At 72.4% G+C, this 15732-nt stretch carries 14 protein-coding genes; 6 read left to right on the top strand and 8 right to left on the bottom strand.

What is annotated here, in order from left to right; translation table 11 throughout:
• Positions 1-29 precede the first annotated feature (29 nt).
• The 3 genes from ACZYRU_RS00885 to ACZYRU_RS00875 form a co-directional block, all read right to left on the bottom strand.
• On the bottom strand, positions 30-497 hold the full coding sequence (locus tag ACZYRU_RS00885) for a MarR family winged helix-turn-helix transcriptional regulator (RefSeq protein WP_488955185.1): 468 nt from the start codon (positions 495-497) through the stop codon (positions 30-32).
• A complete protein-coding gene (locus ACZYRU_RS00880) occupies positions 494-1234 on the bottom strand; it encodes a GTP cyclohydrolase II (protein WP_488955184.1) in 741 nt (246 codons plus the stop codon). Before ACZYRU_RS00880 ends, ACZYRU_RS00885 begins: the two co-directional genes overlap by 4 nt.
• 68 nt (positions 1235-1302) lie before the next feature.
• Complete coding sequence (locus ACZYRU_RS00875) at positions 1303-2004, bottom strand: TetR/AcrR family transcriptional regulator (RefSeq protein WP_488955183.1); 702 nt, start codon at positions 2002-2004, stop codon at positions 1303-1305.
• Positions 2005-2080: 76 nt separating this feature from the next.
• Between ACZYRU_RS00875 and ACZYRU_RS00870 the strand changes: the two genes are divergently transcribed.
• Positions 2081-3232 carry an acyl-CoA dehydrogenase family protein gene (locus ACZYRU_RS00870; RefSeq protein ID WP_488955182.1) on the top strand — a complete coding sequence of 384 codons (1152 nt, stop codon included), beginning with the start codon at positions 2081-2083 and terminating at the stop codon, positions 3230-3232.
• A gap of 165 nt (positions 3233-3397) precedes the next feature.
• Here ACZYRU_RS00870 and ACZYRU_RS00865 read toward each other — a convergent pair whose 3' ends face one another.
• A complete protein-coding gene (locus ACZYRU_RS00865; protein ID WP_488955181.1) occupies positions 3398-4327 on the bottom strand; it encodes a diacylglycerol/lipid kinase family protein in 930 nt (309 codons plus the stop codon).
• Entirely contained in the window at positions 4324-5916 is a 1593-nt protein-coding gene (locus ACZYRU_RS00860; protein WP_488955180.1) for an FAD-binding oxidoreductase, read from the bottom strand. The genes ACZYRU_RS00865 and ACZYRU_RS00860 overlap by 4 nt, the downstream gene beginning before the upstream one ends.
• 17 nt (positions 5917-5933) lie before the next feature.
• On the opposite strand from ACZYRU_RS00860, the gene ACZYRU_RS00855 reads away from it, so the two are divergent.
• From ACZYRU_RS00855 to ACZYRU_RS00840, 4 genes are all read left to right on the top strand, one after another.
• Positions 5934-6518 carry a TetR/AcrR family transcriptional regulator gene (locus ACZYRU_RS00855; RefSeq protein WP_488955179.1) on the top strand — a complete coding sequence of 195 codons (585 nt, stop codon included), beginning with the start codon at positions 5934-5936 and terminating at the stop codon, positions 6516-6518.
• Entirely contained in the window at positions 6515-8086 is a 1572-nt protein-coding gene (locus ACZYRU_RS00850; protein WP_488955178.1) for a glycerol-3-phosphate dehydrogenase/oxidase, read from the top strand. The genes ACZYRU_RS00855 and ACZYRU_RS00850 overlap by 4 nt, the downstream gene beginning before the upstream one ends.
• Before the next feature lie 144 nt (positions 8087-8230).
• Positions 8231-9253, top strand: a complete 1023-nt coding sequence (locus ACZYRU_RS00845; RefSeq protein WP_488955177.1) for a sigma-70 family RNA polymerase sigma factor — start codon at positions 8231-8233, stop codon at positions 9251-9253.
• Positions 9254-9260: 7 nt separating this feature from the next.
• The gene (locus tag ACZYRU_RS00840) at positions 9261-9833 is read left to right on the top strand and encodes a TIGR03086 family metal-binding protein (protein ID WP_488955176.1); all 573 of its coding nucleotides are present in this window, start codon (positions 9261-9263) and stop codon (positions 9831-9833) included.
• Between the two features lie 21 nt (positions 9834-9854).
• Here ACZYRU_RS00840 and ACZYRU_RS00835 read toward each other — a convergent pair whose 3' ends face one another.
• Complete coding sequence (locus ACZYRU_RS00835) at positions 9855-10562, bottom strand: hypothetical protein (RefSeq protein ID WP_488955175.1); 708 nt, start codon at positions 10560-10562, stop codon at positions 9855-9857.
• Between the two features lie 118 nt (positions 10563-10680).
• Here ACZYRU_RS00835 and ACZYRU_RS00830 point away from each other — a divergent pair, with 118 nt between their 5' ends.
• Positions 10681-11931: a low temperature requirement protein A gene (locus tag ACZYRU_RS00830; protein ID WP_488955174.1), complete on the top strand. Its 1251-nt coding sequence runs from the start codon at positions 10681-10683 to the stop codon at positions 11929-11931.
• A gap of 9 nt (positions 11932-11940) precedes the next feature.
• Here ACZYRU_RS00830 and ACZYRU_RS00825 read toward each other — a convergent pair whose 3' ends face one another.
• Both ACZYRU_RS00825 and ACZYRU_RS00820 read right to left on the bottom strand, forming a co-directional pair.
• Positions 11941-13410 (bottom strand): NAD-dependent succinate-semialdehyde dehydrogenase, encoded by a 1470-nt coding sequence (locus ACZYRU_RS00825; RefSeq protein WP_488955173.1) that lies wholly within the window; start codon positions 13408-13410, stop codon positions 11941-11943.
• 375 nt (positions 13411-13785) lie between these two features.
• A complete protein-coding gene (locus ACZYRU_RS00820) occupies positions 13786-15723 on the bottom strand; it encodes a penicillin-binding transpeptidase domain-containing protein (protein ID WP_488955172.1) in 1938 nt (645 codons plus the stop codon).
• Positions 15724-15732: the final 9 nt, after the last annotated feature.

Below are 15732 nucleotides of genomic sequence, written 5' to 3'. Positions count from 1 at the left end.
CGCGAGAATCGGTCCAGAAGTACGGCGCCTCAGGCCTCGCCGAACGCCTCTGCCGGCTCGACGAGCGCGGTGGCGACCTCGGCGAGGCTGCGCACCTGCTCCGGCGTGAGCCGGTCGAAGACCAGCTCCCGGACCTGGGCGAGGTGGCCGGGGGCGATCCGCTCGAGCAGTGCCCGGCCCTCGTCGGTGAGCACCGCGAACTGGCTGCGGCGGTCGTTGGGGCAGTGCTCCTTGGTGACCCAGCCGCGCTGCTCCAGCACCGCGACCGCGTGGGTCAGCCGCGACGGACTGGTCGCGGTGAGCCGGGCCAGCTCGCCCATGGTCAGCATCCGGTCCGGCGCGGCGGACAGGTTGGCGAGCATCGCGTAGTAGGTGTGGGTGATGCCGGCCTCCTCGCGCAGCCGCCGGTCGATCGCCTGCGGGAGCTCCTGGACGAGGCGGACCAGCGGCAGCCAGGCCGCCATCTCCTCCTCGTCCAGCCAGCGCGGCTCGCTCATGCCGAGAGCCCGTCGAGGTCGAGGGTGTGGGAGGTGTGGTCGCGCTTGACGGTCAGGTACCGCTCGTTGGCGGCCGACAGGTGCACGCCGGTCGGGACCCGCTCGTCGACGGCGACGCCGTACTCCCCGAGCTGACGGGCCTTGTCGGGGTTGTTGCTGAGCAGCCGGATCCGGTCGGCGCCAGCGGCGCGCAGCATCTGGGCCGCGGCGCGGTAGTCGCGCTCGTCCTCGCCGCGGCCGAGCGCGACGTTGGCCTCGTAGGTGTCGAGGCCCGCGTCCTGGAGTGCGTAGGCGTCGAGCTTCGCGTACAGGCCGATGCCCCGACCCTCCTGACGCAGGTACAGCAGGAAGCCGCCCTCGTCGGTGATCCGCTCGACGGCCTCGCGCAGCTGCGGGCCGCAGTCGCAGCGCTGCGAGCCGAAGACGTCGCCGGTCAGGCACTCGCTGTGCGGGCGGACCAGCGGCGCCGGGCCCCCGGTGGCCGCGGCGTCGAGGCGCTCGCGCCAGGCGCCGAGGCCGAGCAGGAGGTGCTCCTTGCCGTCGACGAGGCCGTCGAAGGTGACGACGTCGGCGGTGGTCTCGTAACCGTCGGGGAAGCGCAGGGGTACGACGACGCGGGTGCGGACGGCAGCCGCGGGACCGGCCTCCGGGGCGGCCGGGGCGGCGGCGTACGGGACCGCGGGGACGTCGGCGGTGACGCGGCGCGCCCGGCGGGCGCGGGTGGGGCAGGTCGTCATGGTCGCTCCATTATTTCAAACTTGAAATGATGTTGGCACAAGGCGGCCGCGACCGCAGGTATTCCCGCTCAGGCGCCCGGTTTTCCCGCGACCGGTCGCAGGACCAGGTCCTCGGGGACGACGAGGCCGGACTGCGCCAGCGCATCGACCAGCACCGCGACGACCTGGCGGGTGAGCCGGTCGACGAGCTGCTCCTGACTCTCGTCGTGGTGGTCGAACCACCAGATGATGCTTGCGTCGACCATCCCCATCACGCCGACCAGGACACCCTCGGGCGGGTCGGCGGACAGCGACGTCTCACTGAGGTACGCGCGGGCGGCGTCGGCGATCTCGCTCAGCAGCCGGGTGCGGCCGAGGCGCGCGCGGTGCAGCGCCTTGGTCTGCTGCTGGGCGGCGAGGAAGCGGAACAGGTGGGGGTGCTCGGCGGCCCACGCGACACACGGGGCGATCAGGCCGCGGACGATCTCGACCGGCGTGCCCGGCGTCGAGAGGTGCGGCCGGACCCGGCGCAGCAGCTCGGTCGCGGCGAACCGGGCGACCTCGGCGTCGAGCTGCTCCTTGCTCGCGAAGTGGCGGTAGACGTTGGGGCGCGGGATGCCGGCGCGCTCGGCGACCTGGCCCATCCCGACCTGCCCGCCGCCCTCCTCGATCGCGTCGACGGCGGCCTGGACGACCTGGGCGCGGCGGGCGTCGCTCTCGAGTGCCTCCTTGGCGTTGCGCCGGCGCACGGTCGAGTCGACCCACTTCGCCACGTCCGCCACGTCGACCATGCGGCCGACGCTATCGCGCACGGACTTCCGGATACACCTTGTACCCGGATCGGCTTGCGTGATACACCCTGTACCCATGCGCCGCTCACCCTGGATGAACACCGACCTCGACGACTTCCGCGACCTCGCGCGGACCTTCTGCGAGAAGGAGATCAAGCCGAACGTCGAGACCTACATCGCCAACAAGCAGGTCGACCGCGACCTGTGGAACAAGGCCGGGGACGTCGGTCTGCTCTGCCTCTCGGTCCCGGAGGAGTACGGCGGCGGGGGCGGCTCGTTCGCCCACGAGGCGATCCTCATCGAGGAGCAGGCCCGGGTCGGCGACAGCTCGTGGGGCGTCTCGCTCCACAACGGCATCGTCGCGCACTACATCCTCAACTACGGCACCGAGGCCCAGAAGCTCGAGTGGCTGCCCAAGATGGCCAGCGGCGAGGTCGTCGGCGCCATCGCGATGACCGAGCCCGGGACCGGCTCGGACCTGCAGAACGTGCGGACCAAGGCGATCAGGGAGGGCGACGAGTACGTCGTCAACGGCGCCAAGACCTTCATCACCAACGGCGCCCAGTCCGACGTCGTGGTCACCGTCGTGAAGACCGCCCCCGAGGAGGCGGCGGCCGGCATCTCACTGGTCATCGTGCCGACCGACACCCCCGGCTTCTCGCGGGGCCGGGTGCTCGACAAGATCGGCATGAAGGGCCAGGACACCTCCGAGCTGTTCTACGAGGACGTCCGGATCCCCGTCACCAACCTCCTCGGCTCCGAGGAGGGCCAGGGCTTCATCCAGCTGATGGAGCAGCTGCCCCAGGAGCGGCTGATCGTCGCGGTCTCCAACGTCGCCGCGATGGAGCTCTGCTTCGAGGAGACCATGCGCTACGTCCACGACCGGCACGCGTTCAACCGGCCCATCTGGGGTTTTCAGAACACCAAGTTCAAGATGGCCGAGATCGCCACCGAGGCCCGCGTCGCCCGCTCCTTCGTCGACGAGTGCGTCGGCCTGCACCTCGACGAGCAGCTCGACATCCCCACCGTCGCCATGGCCAAGCTGTGGTGCTCCGAGCGCGCGCAGAAGGTCGCCGACATGTGCCTGCAGCTGCACGGCGGCTACGGCTACATGAACGAGTACCCCATCGCCCGCGCCTGGGCCGACCTCCGCGTCTCCCAGATCTACGCCGGCACCAGCGAGATCATGAAGGAGATCATCGCTCGCTCTCTCCCGGCTCCCGCTTGACGCTGACCCGGCTCGAACTGGCTCCGCAAATACGCTGACCCGGCTCGAACTGGCTCCGAAATCGCGTCGACCCGGCAGAAAGTGGCTTTTCGCAGGCCACTTTCTGCCGGGTCAGCGGTTTTTTCGAGCAGTTTTGTGCCGGGTCGGCGGGAAATACGAGCCAGTTCAGGCCGGGTCGGCGAGGACCAGGACCGCCGCGGGGAGGAGCTCGACGGTCAGCGGCGTGGTGGCGTCAGCAGAGAGGGCACCGAGGCTCTCGCCGTCCGCGCCCACGGGTACGGCGGCGCCGCCGCGGTGCCGCCCGGAGATGCTGACGCTCCTGCCGGTGCGCACGGTCACCTCGGCGAGGTCGACGTGGCTGCCGTCGTACACCTTGGGGAGGGAGCGGATCAGGTCGAGGTGTCCGGCAGCTTCGATCACGATCACGTCGAGCAGCCCGTCGTCGACCGACGCGCTCGGCGCGATCGCCATGCCCTTTCCGTAGAAGCGCGAGTTGGCGACGACGACGGTCGCGGCCTGGTGGGTCGTGCGGACGCCGTCGACCTCGAGGGTGCACTCGACGGGGCGGTACGTGGCGAGGGCGCGGACCGCGGCCCAGGGGTACTGCAGCTTCGAGGGCAGCCAGTGCGATCGGTCCACGATCTCGGCCGCGCGGGCGTCGACACCGGCGTAGACCGATCCCGCAACGACGTACGACGACCCGTCGGCCTGGGTGACGCGGAGCAGGTCGATCAGCCGCGGCTCGGCGTCGAGCAGCAGGCGCGCCTGGGCAGCGGTGTCGGTGGGGATCGCGAGCATCCGGGCGAAGTCGTTGCCGCGCCCGGCCGGGACGACGGCGAGCACGCCGCCGCGCTCGGCGACGGAGCCGGCGACCGAGGAGAGCATCCCGTCGCCACCGACGGACACCACGACGGCGCCACGGGCGACGGCGGCGTCGACGAGCGCAGGGGTCTCGGCGGCCGAGGTCGTGTAGGTGACCTCGACCTCGGCGCCCGCCTCGCGCAGCGCCCGCGCCAGCGGGACGACGACCTTCGGCGCCGCGCCGCCACCGGAGGCGGGGTTCACAAGGAAGGCGAAGGCCCTGCCCGTCGTCACGGGATCAGCACCCCGGGGTTGAGGATGCCCGCCGGGTCGACGGCCCTCTTCACCGCGCGCAGCACCTCGACGCCGACCTCGCCGATCTCGGCGGTGAGGTACGGCTTGTGGTCGGTGCCGACCGCGTGGTGGTGGGTGATCGAGGCGCCGGCCGCGACGATCGCCTCACAGGCCGCGGCCTTGGCCGGGAGCCAGGTGGCGAGCGGGTCCGCGCCACCCGGGGCAGCGACGGTGAAGTAGAGCGAGCAGCCGGTGGCGTACACGTGCGAGATGTGGCAGAGCACCATCGCGCCCTCGCCGAGCGTCTCCTGCAGCGCGCTCTTCACGCGCGTGTAGAGGTTGTCGCGGTTGCTCCAGAAGGTGACCGTCTCGAGCGTCTCGACGAGGACGCCGTTGTCGAGCAGGCTGTCGCGCAGGTACGGCGCGTTGAACCGCCCGTGCGCCCAGGCCTCACCCGGGCCAGAGCCCTGGGCGGTGCCGCCGAGCGCGGTCAGCGCCTCGGTGACGGCGGCCTTCTTGGCGGCGACGGCAGCGGGCGTGCCCTCGTAGCCGACGATCATCAGGCAGCCGGCATTCCCCTCGCCGCCGATCGACTCGGGGTCGGCGAGGTTGATCGCGGTCTCGTTCTCGTCGGAGAGCCGGATGACGGTGGGCAGCAGGTCGGACTGGGCGAGCGCCCGCATCGCGTCGGCGCCCGCGTCGAAGCTGGGCCAGCGCCAGCCCTCGTACTCCTTGACCTCGGGCAGCGGGCGGACCCGCACGGTGACCTCGGTGATCACGCCGAAGGCACCCTCGGAGCCGAGGAAGAGCTCGCGCAGGTCCGGGCCGGACGCGTTCGCCGGTGATGCGCCGAGGCGGACCTCGCCGACCGGGGTCGCGACGCGCAGCGCGACGACCATCGAGTCGAACCGGCCGTAGCCGGCGCTGGACTGGCCGCTGGAGCGGGTGGCGGCGAAGCCGCCGATCGTGGCGTACTCGAAGGACTGCGGGAAGTGGCCGAGCATCAGCCCGTGGGCCGCGAGCAGCGCCTCGGCCTCCGGGCCGCGCAGGCCCGGCTCGAGAGTGGCCGTCGAGGAGACGGGGTCGAGCGCGAGCAGGCCGCGCATCCGGCCGAGGTCCAGGGAGAGGACGCCGGTGAGGCCGGCCGGGTCGGCGACCAGGCCGCCGGTGACCGCCGTACCGCCGCCGAAGGGGACGACGGCGATCCGCTGCTCCTGGGCGTGGGCCAGCACGGCGACGACCTCGTCGTGGCCGGCGGGTCGGACGACGACGTCGGGCGCGTCGCCGAGGTCACCGGTGCGCTGGCGGAGCAGGTCGGGGGTCGACTTGCCGCGGGTGCGCTGGCGGCGCAGCTCGTCGTCGAGGACGACGTTGCCCTCGCCGACGATCGCGCGGAGGCCGGCGACCTGGTCGTCGGCGAGGCGGGGTGCCGGGACCGTGACGTCGGTGCGGGCAGGCGTGTCCTGGATCGGGAACACGAGGCCGACGAGGTCGCGGACGCCGTCCGGCAGTCCGGCGGCGTGGGCCGGGTCGCCCCAGCGCGTGGCGGGCATCTCGGGCTGCAGAACGGAGGGGCGCTCGATCGTCATGTGTTACAGTGTTACACATGACGTCACATCGTCACAACAGTGATCCTCGAGATGGCTACCTCGACGCCGCCCGCGAGTGCATCCTCGACGTGGGCTGGCGGCGTACGACGCTCACCGAGGTCGCCCGCCGGGCCGGCGTGTCGCGGATGACGATCTACCGCGCGTGGTCCGACATGCCGGCGCTGCTCGGCGACCTGATGACCCGCGAGTGGGGCACGCTCGTCGCCTCAGGGGTGGACGTGACTGCCTCCCCCACGCCCGACGCGATCGCCGACGCGGTGGTCACGACGGTCCACGCGCTGCGCGACAACGAGCTGTTCACCCGGATCGTCGAGCTCGACCCCGAGCTGATCCTCCCCTACCTGCTGGCCCGCCGCGGCCGCTCGCAGGAGCTGATCCTCCAGGTCCTCGCCGGCGCGATCGCCGCCGGCCAGGAGGCCGGCCTGATCACCGACGGCCTCCCGCAGGCGGTCGCCCGGGGCCTGGTCCTCGCCGCCCACGGCTTCGTCCTGTCCGCACACACGATGGTCGACGACGCGGTGGACCAGTCCGCGCTCGACGACGAGCTGCACGCCCTCATCTCCCGGAGCCTCGCGCCATGACCGCACCCCAGCCCAGTACCCGCATCGTCCCTGGCCTCGCCGACGTCCCGACCGAGGTCGACGTGGTCGTGGTCGGTCTCGGCGTCACCGGCGCCGGCGTGGCCCTCGACGCCGTCTCGCGCGGGCTGACCGTGCTCGCCGTCGACGCCCACGACCTCGCGTTCGGCACGTCGCGCTTCTCGTCCAAGCTGGTGCACGGCGGCCTGCGCTACCTCGCCTCCGGCCAGGTCGGCATCGCCCACGAGAGTGCCGTCGAGCGCGGGATCCTGATGGAGACCACCGCCCCCCACCTGACCCGCCCGCTGCCGTCGATCATCCCCCTGTCGGCCGGCGTGAGTCGCCCGATGGGCACCCTCGCCGGCGCCGGGTTCTTCGGCGGCGACCTGCTGCGCCGGGCCGCCGGCACCAGCGGCGACACGCTCCCCCGGCCGCGTCGGCTCAGCGCCGCCGAGACCCGCCGGGTCGCGCCGCCGCTGCGGACCGACGGGCTGCGTGGCGCCTACCTGGGCTGGGACGGCCAGCTCGAGGACGACGCCCGCCTGGTCACCACGATCGCGCGCACCGCGGCCGAGCGGGGAGCCCACGTGCGCACCCACGCCCGGGTCCTGACCGCCACCGGCCGCGAGGTCACCCTGCGCGACGAGCTCACCGGCGAGACCGCGACCGTCACCGCCCACACCGTGATCAACGCCGCGGGCGTGTGGGCCGACGACCTGGTCGACGACGTACGCCTCCGCCCCTCGCGCGGCACCCACCTCGTGCTCCGCGCCGGCACCCTGCCCGGCCTCGACGTGGCCGTCTTCGCGCCGATCCCGGGCGAGACCAACCGCTTCGTGCTCGTCCTGCCGCAGCCCGACGGGCAGTTCTACGTCGGGCTGACCGACGAGCCGGTCGACGGACCGATCCCCGACGTGGCCGAGCCGACGGAGGTCGAGATCGGCTTCCTGCTCGACGTGGTCGCTGCCTCCTTCGCCCGGCCGCTGCGACGCGAGGACGTGGTCGGCGCCTTCGCCGGCCTGCGCCCGCTGCTCGACAGCGGCGACGACTCGACGGCCGACCTGTCCCGCAAGCACGCCGTGCTGACCTCGCCGACCGGCGTCGTGACGATCGTCGGCGGCAAGCTCACGACCTACCGCCGGATGGCCGAGGACGCCGTCGACGCGGCCGTCGCCCACGCCCGCCTCACCGCTGGCCCCTGCGTCACCGCGACCCTGCCGCTGGCCGGCGCCGCCCCGCGCGAGGCGCTGGCCGACCGCGCCGCCAAGGCCGGCCAACCGGGCGCAGCCCGCCTGGTCCGCCGGTACGGCGCCGACGCGGACCTCGCCCTCCGCGCTGCCGTCGAGGCCAGCGGCTGGACCGAGCACGAGCTGCTCGCGCCGATCGCGGAGGGCATCCCCACCGTGTGGGCCGAGCTGTTCTTCGGCGTCACCCACGAAGGCGCCGCCGACGTCGCCGACCTGCTCGACCGGCGTACCCGGATCGGGCTGGTGCCCGCCGACCGGGTGCTCGCCGTACCCGCTGCGGAGAGGGTCCTGGCGCTCGTGCAGGAATCGCCACTTCAGAGGTGACACTGTCGCTTCCTGACCGTTGCAACGGTCAGGAAGCGAGGGAATCGCCACTGAAGAGGTGATTCCTGCAGCACCCGGCGATGAGTTTTCCGATCGCGCCCGGTCACACCCATCAGGCAGACTGGCAAGACCACGGGGGTAGCGATGGGAAGCGCAACGGTGACCGAGGCGAAGACGACGGCGACGGCAGCAGCGGCGAGTGACGAGCTCGCCGACTTCGACACCCTGACCGGGCGCTACCAGCGCGAGCTGATGGCGCACTGCTACCGGATGAGCGGGTCGGTGCACGAGGCCGAGGACCTGGTGCAGGAGACCTTCCTCCGCGCGTGGAAGGCGTCGGCGAGCTTCCAGGGCCGCAGCTCGGTGCGCACCTGGCTCTACAAGATCGCCACCAACGTGTGCCTGACCAACCTCGAGGCCAAGCCGCGGCGCCCGCTGCCGACCGGCCTCGGCACGGCTGACTCAGCTCCCTCCGACGAGCTGCTCGAGGACCACGAGGTCCCGTGGCTGGAGCCGATCCCGGACGCGGCGGTCGAGGTCGCCGAGCGCGACACCATCCGGCTGGCCTTCGTGGCCGCCCTGCAGCACCTGCCGGCGCGCCAGCGTGCGGTGCTCATCCTGCGCGACGTGCTGCGCTGGTCGGCCGCCGAGACCGCGACGGCGCTCGACACCACGACCGCGGCCGTGAACTCAGCGCTGCAGCGGGCGCACGCCCAGCTCGCCGAGCGCGGCCTGTCCCCCGACACGGTCGAGCCCGATCTCGACCAGGCCCAGCGCACCCTGCTCGACGCCTACCTGCAGGCGTTCTGGCGCAAGGACATCGATCAGATCGTCCAGCTCCTCAAGTACGACGCCACCTGGGACATGCCGCCGTTCCTCAACCACTACCGCGGCACCGAGGCGATCGGCCAGCTCATCGGCACCAAGTGCCCCGGCGGCTGCAACGACATGCCGATGGTCGAGACGATCGCCAACGGGCAGCCGGCGTTCGGCCTCTACATGCGCCAGCCCGACGGCCACTTCGAGCCGTTCCACCTGCAGGTCCTGCAGCTGACCGGCTCCGGCGACGACCTGCGCGTCGAGCACGTCACGGCGTTCTTCGACGCCCGGCTGTTCATGCGGTTCGGGCTGCCCGAGCGGCTGCCCGCCGACTACGTCCCGGCCTGAGGTCACCATGTCCGCGCCCACGAGAGCGCCGGACGGGATGGTCGCCGGCCTCGACCTGTTGCAGCGCGCGCTCGACTACACCCGCGCCGCGCTCGGCACGATCACCTGCGCCGACGTCGACCGCCCGACGCCCTGCACCGGCTGGAACCTCGCCGACCTGCTCGCCCACATGGAGGACGCGCTCGACGCGTTCGCGGAAGCCGCGGACGGTGCGGTGGGCCTGAGCAGCGCCGCACCGACCCCGCTCGAGGCTCGGGTCCAGGCGTTGCAGCTCAAGGCCTGCGCGCTGCTCACCGCCTGGCTGCGCGCCGACCAGCCGAGTGTCGACGTCGGTGGGCACCCGCTGCCCGTCGACGCGATCGCCCGGATCGCGGCCCTCGAGATCGCGGTCCACGGCTGGGACGTGCGTCAGGCCACCGGCCAGGCGCAGCCGCTGCCCGAGCCGCTCGCCGTGGCGCTGCTGCCCTCCGCCCTGCAGATCGCACTGGCCGGAGATGACCGGTTCGCGCCACCCCTGCCGGTCGACGTCGAGGCACACGCCGGGGCGCACGTGCTGGCCCTGCTCGGCCGACGCTCCTGACCGTGTTCGGCCCGGAGGACGTCAGCCCCTGAACCGGCTGTCGACCTTCAGCGGCTTGCCCGCGGCAGCCCGCTTGAAGTTCACCACGACGGAGCCGCCGCCACAGCGGGTGTAGCGCCGGACCTCGCTGTACTCGGCCTCGGTCACGACGACGCCGCCGGCCTTGACGGTGCGCTTGACCGCACCGGGGCGCATCCCCTTGTCGATGCGGCGGAACTCCTTCCTGGAGACGCACTTCGCTGCGCGCGGCGTTGCGACCTCGGCAGGCTGACGGGCGGTCCGCGCCGTCACGCGACCGGCCCCGGGGCAGGTCGCCAGCGCGCGGACGGGCAGCACTGTCTCGACGGTGATGCCGACCTGCGAGCCGGACAGCACGTAGACCCATCCGTTGCTGGGGCGCTGGATCGAGATGGTGGGGCCGACCGTGCCCTTGTCGCTGTGCGAGTAGGTCCACCCGGAGATGACGAAGTCGTCGGAGACGTGGCCGAGCCCGGCAGCGCCCGATGCCACGAACGGGCCAGCGACGGTCGGGTACTTCCGACCGTCCCAGTACGCCTGGACCGTGGACGTGCCGTTGCCGTTCGAGGAGGCGCAGACCTTCGCGTGGCCGCCGGCCCACGACGTGACCGTCTCCCACCCGGTGTCCGCCGACGCGGCCGGCGTGGCCGTGGCCCCCAGTCCGGTGACCATGGTCGTGATCGCGGCCAGTGCTGTCAGTGTCGTGCGCATGGTGGGTTCTCGTTCCCTCTATGTCCTTGGTGGCGGGTCGGTACCGACCCGCCACCACCTACCCCGCAGCGCGCGCGGGCAACCTCGACGGCCGAAGTGCGGTCCTAGACTGCGGCGCATGCCGGAGACCGCCGTACCGAACATCCGTCACCGCAGCCGCCGGATGCTCGGCCGCGACCCGCACGAGTCCCACCGCGTCTCGACGCCGTTGGAGCTGCTGTTCGACCTGACGTTCGTCGTCGCCTTCGGTACGGCGGCCAACGAGCTCGCCCACGCCGTGGCCCACGACCACGTGGCCGCCGGCATCGGCGCCTTCTGCTTCGCCACCTTCGGCATCTCGTGGGCGTGGATCAACTTCACCTGGTTCGCGTCGGCGTACGACACCGACGACTGGGTGTACCGGCTGACGACGATGCTGCAGATGGTCGGCGTGCTGGTGTTCGCGCTCGGGCTCAAGCCGATGTTCGAGTCGGTCACGACGCACGAGAAGACCCTGGACAACGACGTCATGGTCTGCGGGTACGTCGTGATGCGGGTCGCGATGGTGGTCCAGTGGTGGCGGGCCGGCCAGCACGACGAGTCCCGCCGCGACGTCTGCCGCGCCTACATCGTCTCGATCGTCATCGCCCAGGTGCTGTGGTGCGTGCTCGCCGTCGTCGACCTCCCGGTCGGCACGACCTTCGCCGTGATGCTGGTGCCGTTCCTGATCGAGATCGGCGGTCCGGCGTACGCCGAGACCCGGCTCGGCGGCACCCCGTGGCACGCGCACCACATCGCCGAGCGCTACGGCCTGATGATCATCATCACCCTGGGCGAGGGGATGATCGGCACGATGGCCTCGATCAACGTGCTCGCCGAGGACGGCCTCACCTGGGACATCGCCCTGCTCGCCCTGGCCGGCACCGCCCTGACCTTCGGCATCTGGTGGTCCTACTTCGTGGTGCCGACGGGCGACATCCTGCACGCGCGCCGGGAACGGTCCTTCTCGTTCGGCTACGGCCACCTGCCGATCTTCGGCAGCATCGTGGCGATCGGCGCCGGCCTGCACGTGGCGGCCTACTACCTCGACCACGAGGCCCACCTCACGGAGATCGGGACGCTGCTCACGGTCGTGGTCCCCGTGGTCGCCTTCACCGTCGTCTTCTACGCCGGGTACTCGTGGCTGACCCGCACCTTCGACCGGCTGCACGTGGTCCTGCTCGTCGTCACCGCGGCCGTGATCGCCGCCTCGGTGCTCATGGCGGCCGCCGGCGTCGACCTCGTGTGGTGCCTGGTCGTCCTCTCGCTCACACCGTGGGTGACCGTGGCCGGCTACGAGGCGCTCGGGTACCGGCACAACCTCGAGGTGCTCGAGGACCTGCGGAGCTGACCGGTCGGGTCAGGAGACCGGCAGCGCGACGTACGTCGTGTCGAGGTACTCCTCGATCCCCTCGAACCCGCCCTCCCGCCCGAACCCGCTCGCCTTCACCCCGCCGAACGGCGCGGCCGGGTTGGAGACCAGGCCAGTGTTGATGCCGAGCATGCCGGTCTCGAGGCGCTCGGCGAGGCGGATGGTGCGGGCCAGGTCGCGGGTGAAGGCGTAGGCGGCGAGGCCGTACTCGGTCGAGTTGGCCAGCCGGATCGCCTCGTCCTCGCTGGTGAACGTCGTGATCGGGGCAACCGGTCCGAAGATCTCGTTGCGCACGGCGTCGGCGTCGGCCGGTACGTCGGCCAGCACCGTCGGCGGGAAGAAGAAGCCCTCGCCGCCGGGTGCCTTGCCGCCGGTGAGCAGCCGGGCGCCGCGGTCGACGGCGTCGTCGACGAGCGCGGAGACCGAGGTGACCGCCTTGGCGTCGATGAGCGGGCCGACCTGGACGCCGACGTCCTGGCCGCGCCCGACCCGCAGGCCGCCCATCCGCTCGGCGAGCCTGGCGCCGAACTCCTCGGCCACGGAGGCCTCGACGAGGAACCGGTTGGCGGAGGTGCAGGCCTCGCCCATGTTGCGCATCTTGGCGATCATCGCGCCGTCGACGGCCGCGTCGAGGTCGGCGTCGGCGAACACGAGGAACGGTGCGTTGCCGCCGAGCTCCATCGACATGCGCTGGAGTTGGCCGGCCGACTGCTCGACGAGCGACTTGCCGACGCCGGTCGAGCCGGTGAAGCTGACCTTCCGCAGCCGCGAGTCGGCCTGGAGGGTCTTGCTGAGGCCGCCGGAGTCGGAGGTCGTCACGACGTTCAGCACGCCGGCCGGCAGGCCCGCCTCGGCCATCAGCGCCGCGAGCAGGAGCATGGTCAGCGGGGTCTGCGAGGCGGGCTTGACCACCATCGTGCAGCCGGCGGCGACGGCCGGGCCGATCTTGCGGGTGCCCATGGCCAGCGGGAAGTTCCACGGCGTGATGAACAGGCACGGGCCGACCGGCTTGCGCACGGTCAGCAGCCGGCTGCCGCCGGCCGGGTTCTGCATCCAGCGGCCGTGGATGCGGACCGCCTCCTCGGAGAACCAGCGCAGGAACTCGGCGCCGTAGGTCACCTCGCCCTTGGCCTCGGCGATCGGCTTGCCCATCTCCAGGCTCATCACCAGCGCGAGGTCGTCGGCGTGCTCGGTGACCAGGCCGAACGCCCGGCGCAGGATCTCCCCGCGCTCGCGCGGCGGCGTCGCCGCCCACGACTCCTGGGCGCCCGCGGCCGCGTCGAGGGCGGCTCGGGCGTCGTCGAGGGTGCCGTCCGCGACGTCGGTCAGCACCGACCCGTCCGCCGGGTCCAGCACGTCGATCCGGGCACCGTTGCCCGAGGGGACCCAGCTGCCGCCGACGTACAGCTGGCGACGCGACTCCGGGAGCAGGTGGGCAAGGCGTTCGCGGAAGGTCATGGGCCCACTCTGGCACTGCGGGGCAACGGCCAGAACCCCCAAGTTCGTCGAGTAGCCCGGTGAGCCCGTCGAGTAGCCCGAACCTCGGCGTCCCGTCGTGAGACGTCGTCTCACAGGTCTCGATGAGGCCGTCGCCTACTCGACCTCCCCGCCTGTTCCGCGGGCGGTGAAAAATGGAGAGAGCCCCTCATTGCATGGGGTCAACGAGGGGCTCAGTCGTATCGGTGCTCCCTCCGAAGTACGACTGGTGCCACTCTAGCGCGCCGAACCCGAGGGACAAGACCTCGCATCGAGATTTCCTCCGGTCGTCCCCCGTGACCCGGGACCTTGGTCCCGGGTGCATGGTCCGCAGGGCTCAGTCAGGCTCAGTCGTGCTCAGCGGGCGCCGCGGAGGAAGGCCTCGAGGATCGGGCCGGCCGTCTGCGAGCCCGACTCGCCGGTCTCGACGTACACGGCCACCGCGAGATCGCCCTGCGCGGCGACCATCCAGGCGTGGGTGCGGACGGTGTCGCCATCGGCGTACTCGGCGGTGCCGGTCTTGGCGATCACCGGGGGGCCCGGGACGTCGGCCAGGCCGCGGCCGCTGCCCTCCGTGACGACCTGGCGCAGGATCGCGCGCAGCTGGTCGGCCTCGGCAGGGGCGAGCGGCTTCGCCTCGGCGGGCACGCTGACGTCGACCTGGTCGACGAGACGGGGTACGACGGTCGTGCCGGCCTGGACGCTCGCGATCACGGTCGCCATCGCCATCGGCGAGGCGAGCACCTTGCCCTGGCCGATCAGGGACGCCGCGGCCTCGGTATCGCTGGCCGGGGCGGGGACCTCGCCGAAGAACGACGGGAAGCCGAGGTCGTGGTCGACTCCGAGACCGAGGGTGGCCGCCGCCGACGCCAGGTCGCCCTTGCCGAGGGCGTCGCGCTGGCCGATCAGCGCGGTGTTGCAGGACTGGGCGACCGCCTCGCGCAGCGGGATCGTGCCGAGCGCCGACGAGGGGTAGTCGGAGTAGTTCTTGAACTGCTTGCCGTTGACGCTGACCGTCGGGGTGCACTCGACCGGGCTGTCCGGGGTCAGGCCGGCGCGCAGCAGGGCGAGCGAGGTCACGATCTTGAACGTCGACCCGGGCGCGAACTGCCCGAAGGTGGCGTAGTTCTGGCCACCGGTGGCCGCGTCGTTGGCGGCCGCGAGGATCGCGCCGTCGCTCGGGCGGAGCGCGACCAGGGCGGCGGCCGGGCCGGTCTTCGCCAGCACCTGCTCGGCCAGCGTCTGTAGCCGCTCGTCGAGGGTGATCGCGAGCGGCTGGCCCGGTGTGGCGTCGTGGCGGTAGAGCTCACGCTTGTCGGTCCCCGGGTCCTTGCTGTCGGACGCGGGGACGACGTACACGACCCGGCCGACGCTGCCGCGGAGCTGCTCGTCGTAGCGCGCCTGGAGGCCGGAGAGCCCGGCGACGTCGCCGGAGCGGTAGGCGTCGGGGTGCTTCTCCACCATCTCGGCGGTCACCGGGCCGACCCGACCGAGGATCGGGGCGGCGAAGTCGCGGCTCGGCGCGAGGGCGAGCTCGGCGTCGACGGTCGTGCCGCCGACGATGGCGGCGAGGGCGTCGGCGAAGCCGGCCGGCTCCTCGCCGGCACGGTAGGTGATCGCCTCGATGAAGGCGCGCGGACCGGCGGCGCGGACGGCCTTCACGTAGGGCTTCACGTCGATGCCGACCAACTTGGCCAGCGCCTTCGCGGAGGCCGGCGCGGTCGCGGCGTCGACCTTGGACCGGTCGATCCCGACCCGCACGACGGCGCGCTCGGTCACCAGGACGGTGCCGCCGGCGCCGGTGATGTCGCCGCGGTCGGTCGGCTGGGTGACCGCGTCGAGGGCCTCGCCGGCGGCCAGGTCGGGCGCGACCACGTCGGGCGCCCAGCCGACCGACCACTTGTCGCCCTGGTGGCTCAGTGCGACCGTCGTCTCGTAGGCCCACGGGTCGGCGCCGTCGACGACCGGCCAGGACCAGCGCAGGGTCGCGGTCGGCTCGTCGGCCTCGGCGTCGACCTTCCCGACCGCGACGGTGGGGACGACGCCGTCCATGTCGTCGACGATCGCGGCGTACGCCTTGGTCACCGTCGCGGAGTCGGTGCCCGTGAACGGGACGGAGGCGAGCGGGTCGGGGGCCTTGCTCGCGTCGCCGGTCTGGGGCGTGGCGGCGGCGACGAGTGCACCGGCCAGCTGCTCCGCGACGGCCTCAGCGCCGCCGGTGTCGTCGCCGGAGCACGCGCTCAGGGCACCACCGAGCACGAGCAGGGAGGTGAGGGCTGCCGAGGTCCGCCGCATGGTGAAGGT

The organism is Nocardioides sp. F233 (genome assembly GCF_057813895.1).
This window is presented reverse-complemented; position numbering and strand designations above follow the sequence as displayed.

Bases quoted from the DNA above. Each gene is read 5' to 3' on its own strand.
- ACZYRU_RS00885 (WP_488955185.1), bottom strand. From the start codon at position 497: ATGAGCGAGCCGCGCTGGCTGGACGAGGAGGAGATGGCGGCCTGGCTG.
- ACZYRU_RS00880 (WP_488955184.1), bottom strand. From the start codon at position 1,234: ATGACGACCTGCCCCACCCGCGCCCGCCGGGCGCGCCGCGTCACCGCC.
- ACZYRU_RS00875 (WP_488955183.1), bottom strand. From the start codon at position 2,004: ATGGTCGACGTGGCGGACGTGGCGAAGTGGGTCGACTCGACCGTGCGC.
- ACZYRU_RS00870 (WP_488955182.1), top strand. From the start codon at position 2,081: ATGCGCCGCTCACCCTGGATGAACACCGACCTCGACGACTTCCGCGAC.
- ACZYRU_RS00860 (WP_488955180.1), bottom strand. From the start codon at position 5,916: ATGACGATCGAGCGCCCCTCCGTTCTGCAGCCCGAGATGCCCGCCACG.
- ACZYRU_RS00855 (WP_488955179.1), top strand. From the start codon at position 5,934: ATGACGTCACATCGTCACAACAGTGATCCTCGAGATGGCTACCTCGAC.
- ACZYRU_RS00850 (WP_488955178.1), top strand. From the start codon at position 6,515: ATGACCGCACCCCAGCCCAGTACCCGCATCGTCCCTGGCCTCGCCGAC.
- ACZYRU_RS00845 (WP_488955177.1), top strand. From the start codon at position 8,231: ATGGGAAGCGCAACGGTGACCGAGGCGAAGACGACGGCGACGGCAGCA.
- ACZYRU_RS00840 (WP_488955176.1), top strand. From the start codon at position 9,261: ATGTCCGCGCCCACGAGAGCGCCGGACGGGATGGTCGCCGGCCTCGAC.
- ACZYRU_RS00835 (WP_488955175.1), bottom strand. From the start codon at position 10,562: ATGCGCACGACACTGACAGCACTGGCCGCGATCACGACCATGGTCACC.
- ACZYRU_RS00830 (WP_488955174.1), top strand. From the start codon at position 10,681: ATGCCGGAGACCGCCGTACCGAACATCCGTCACCGCAGCCGCCGGATG.
- ACZYRU_RS00825 (WP_488955173.1), bottom strand. From the start codon at position 13,410: ATGACCTTCCGCGAACGCCTTGCCCACCTGCTCCCGGAGTCGCGTCGC.
- ACZYRU_RS00820 (WP_488955172.1), bottom strand. From the start codon at position 15,723: ATGCGGCGGACCTCGGCAGCCCTCACCTCCCTGCTCGTGCTCGGTGGT.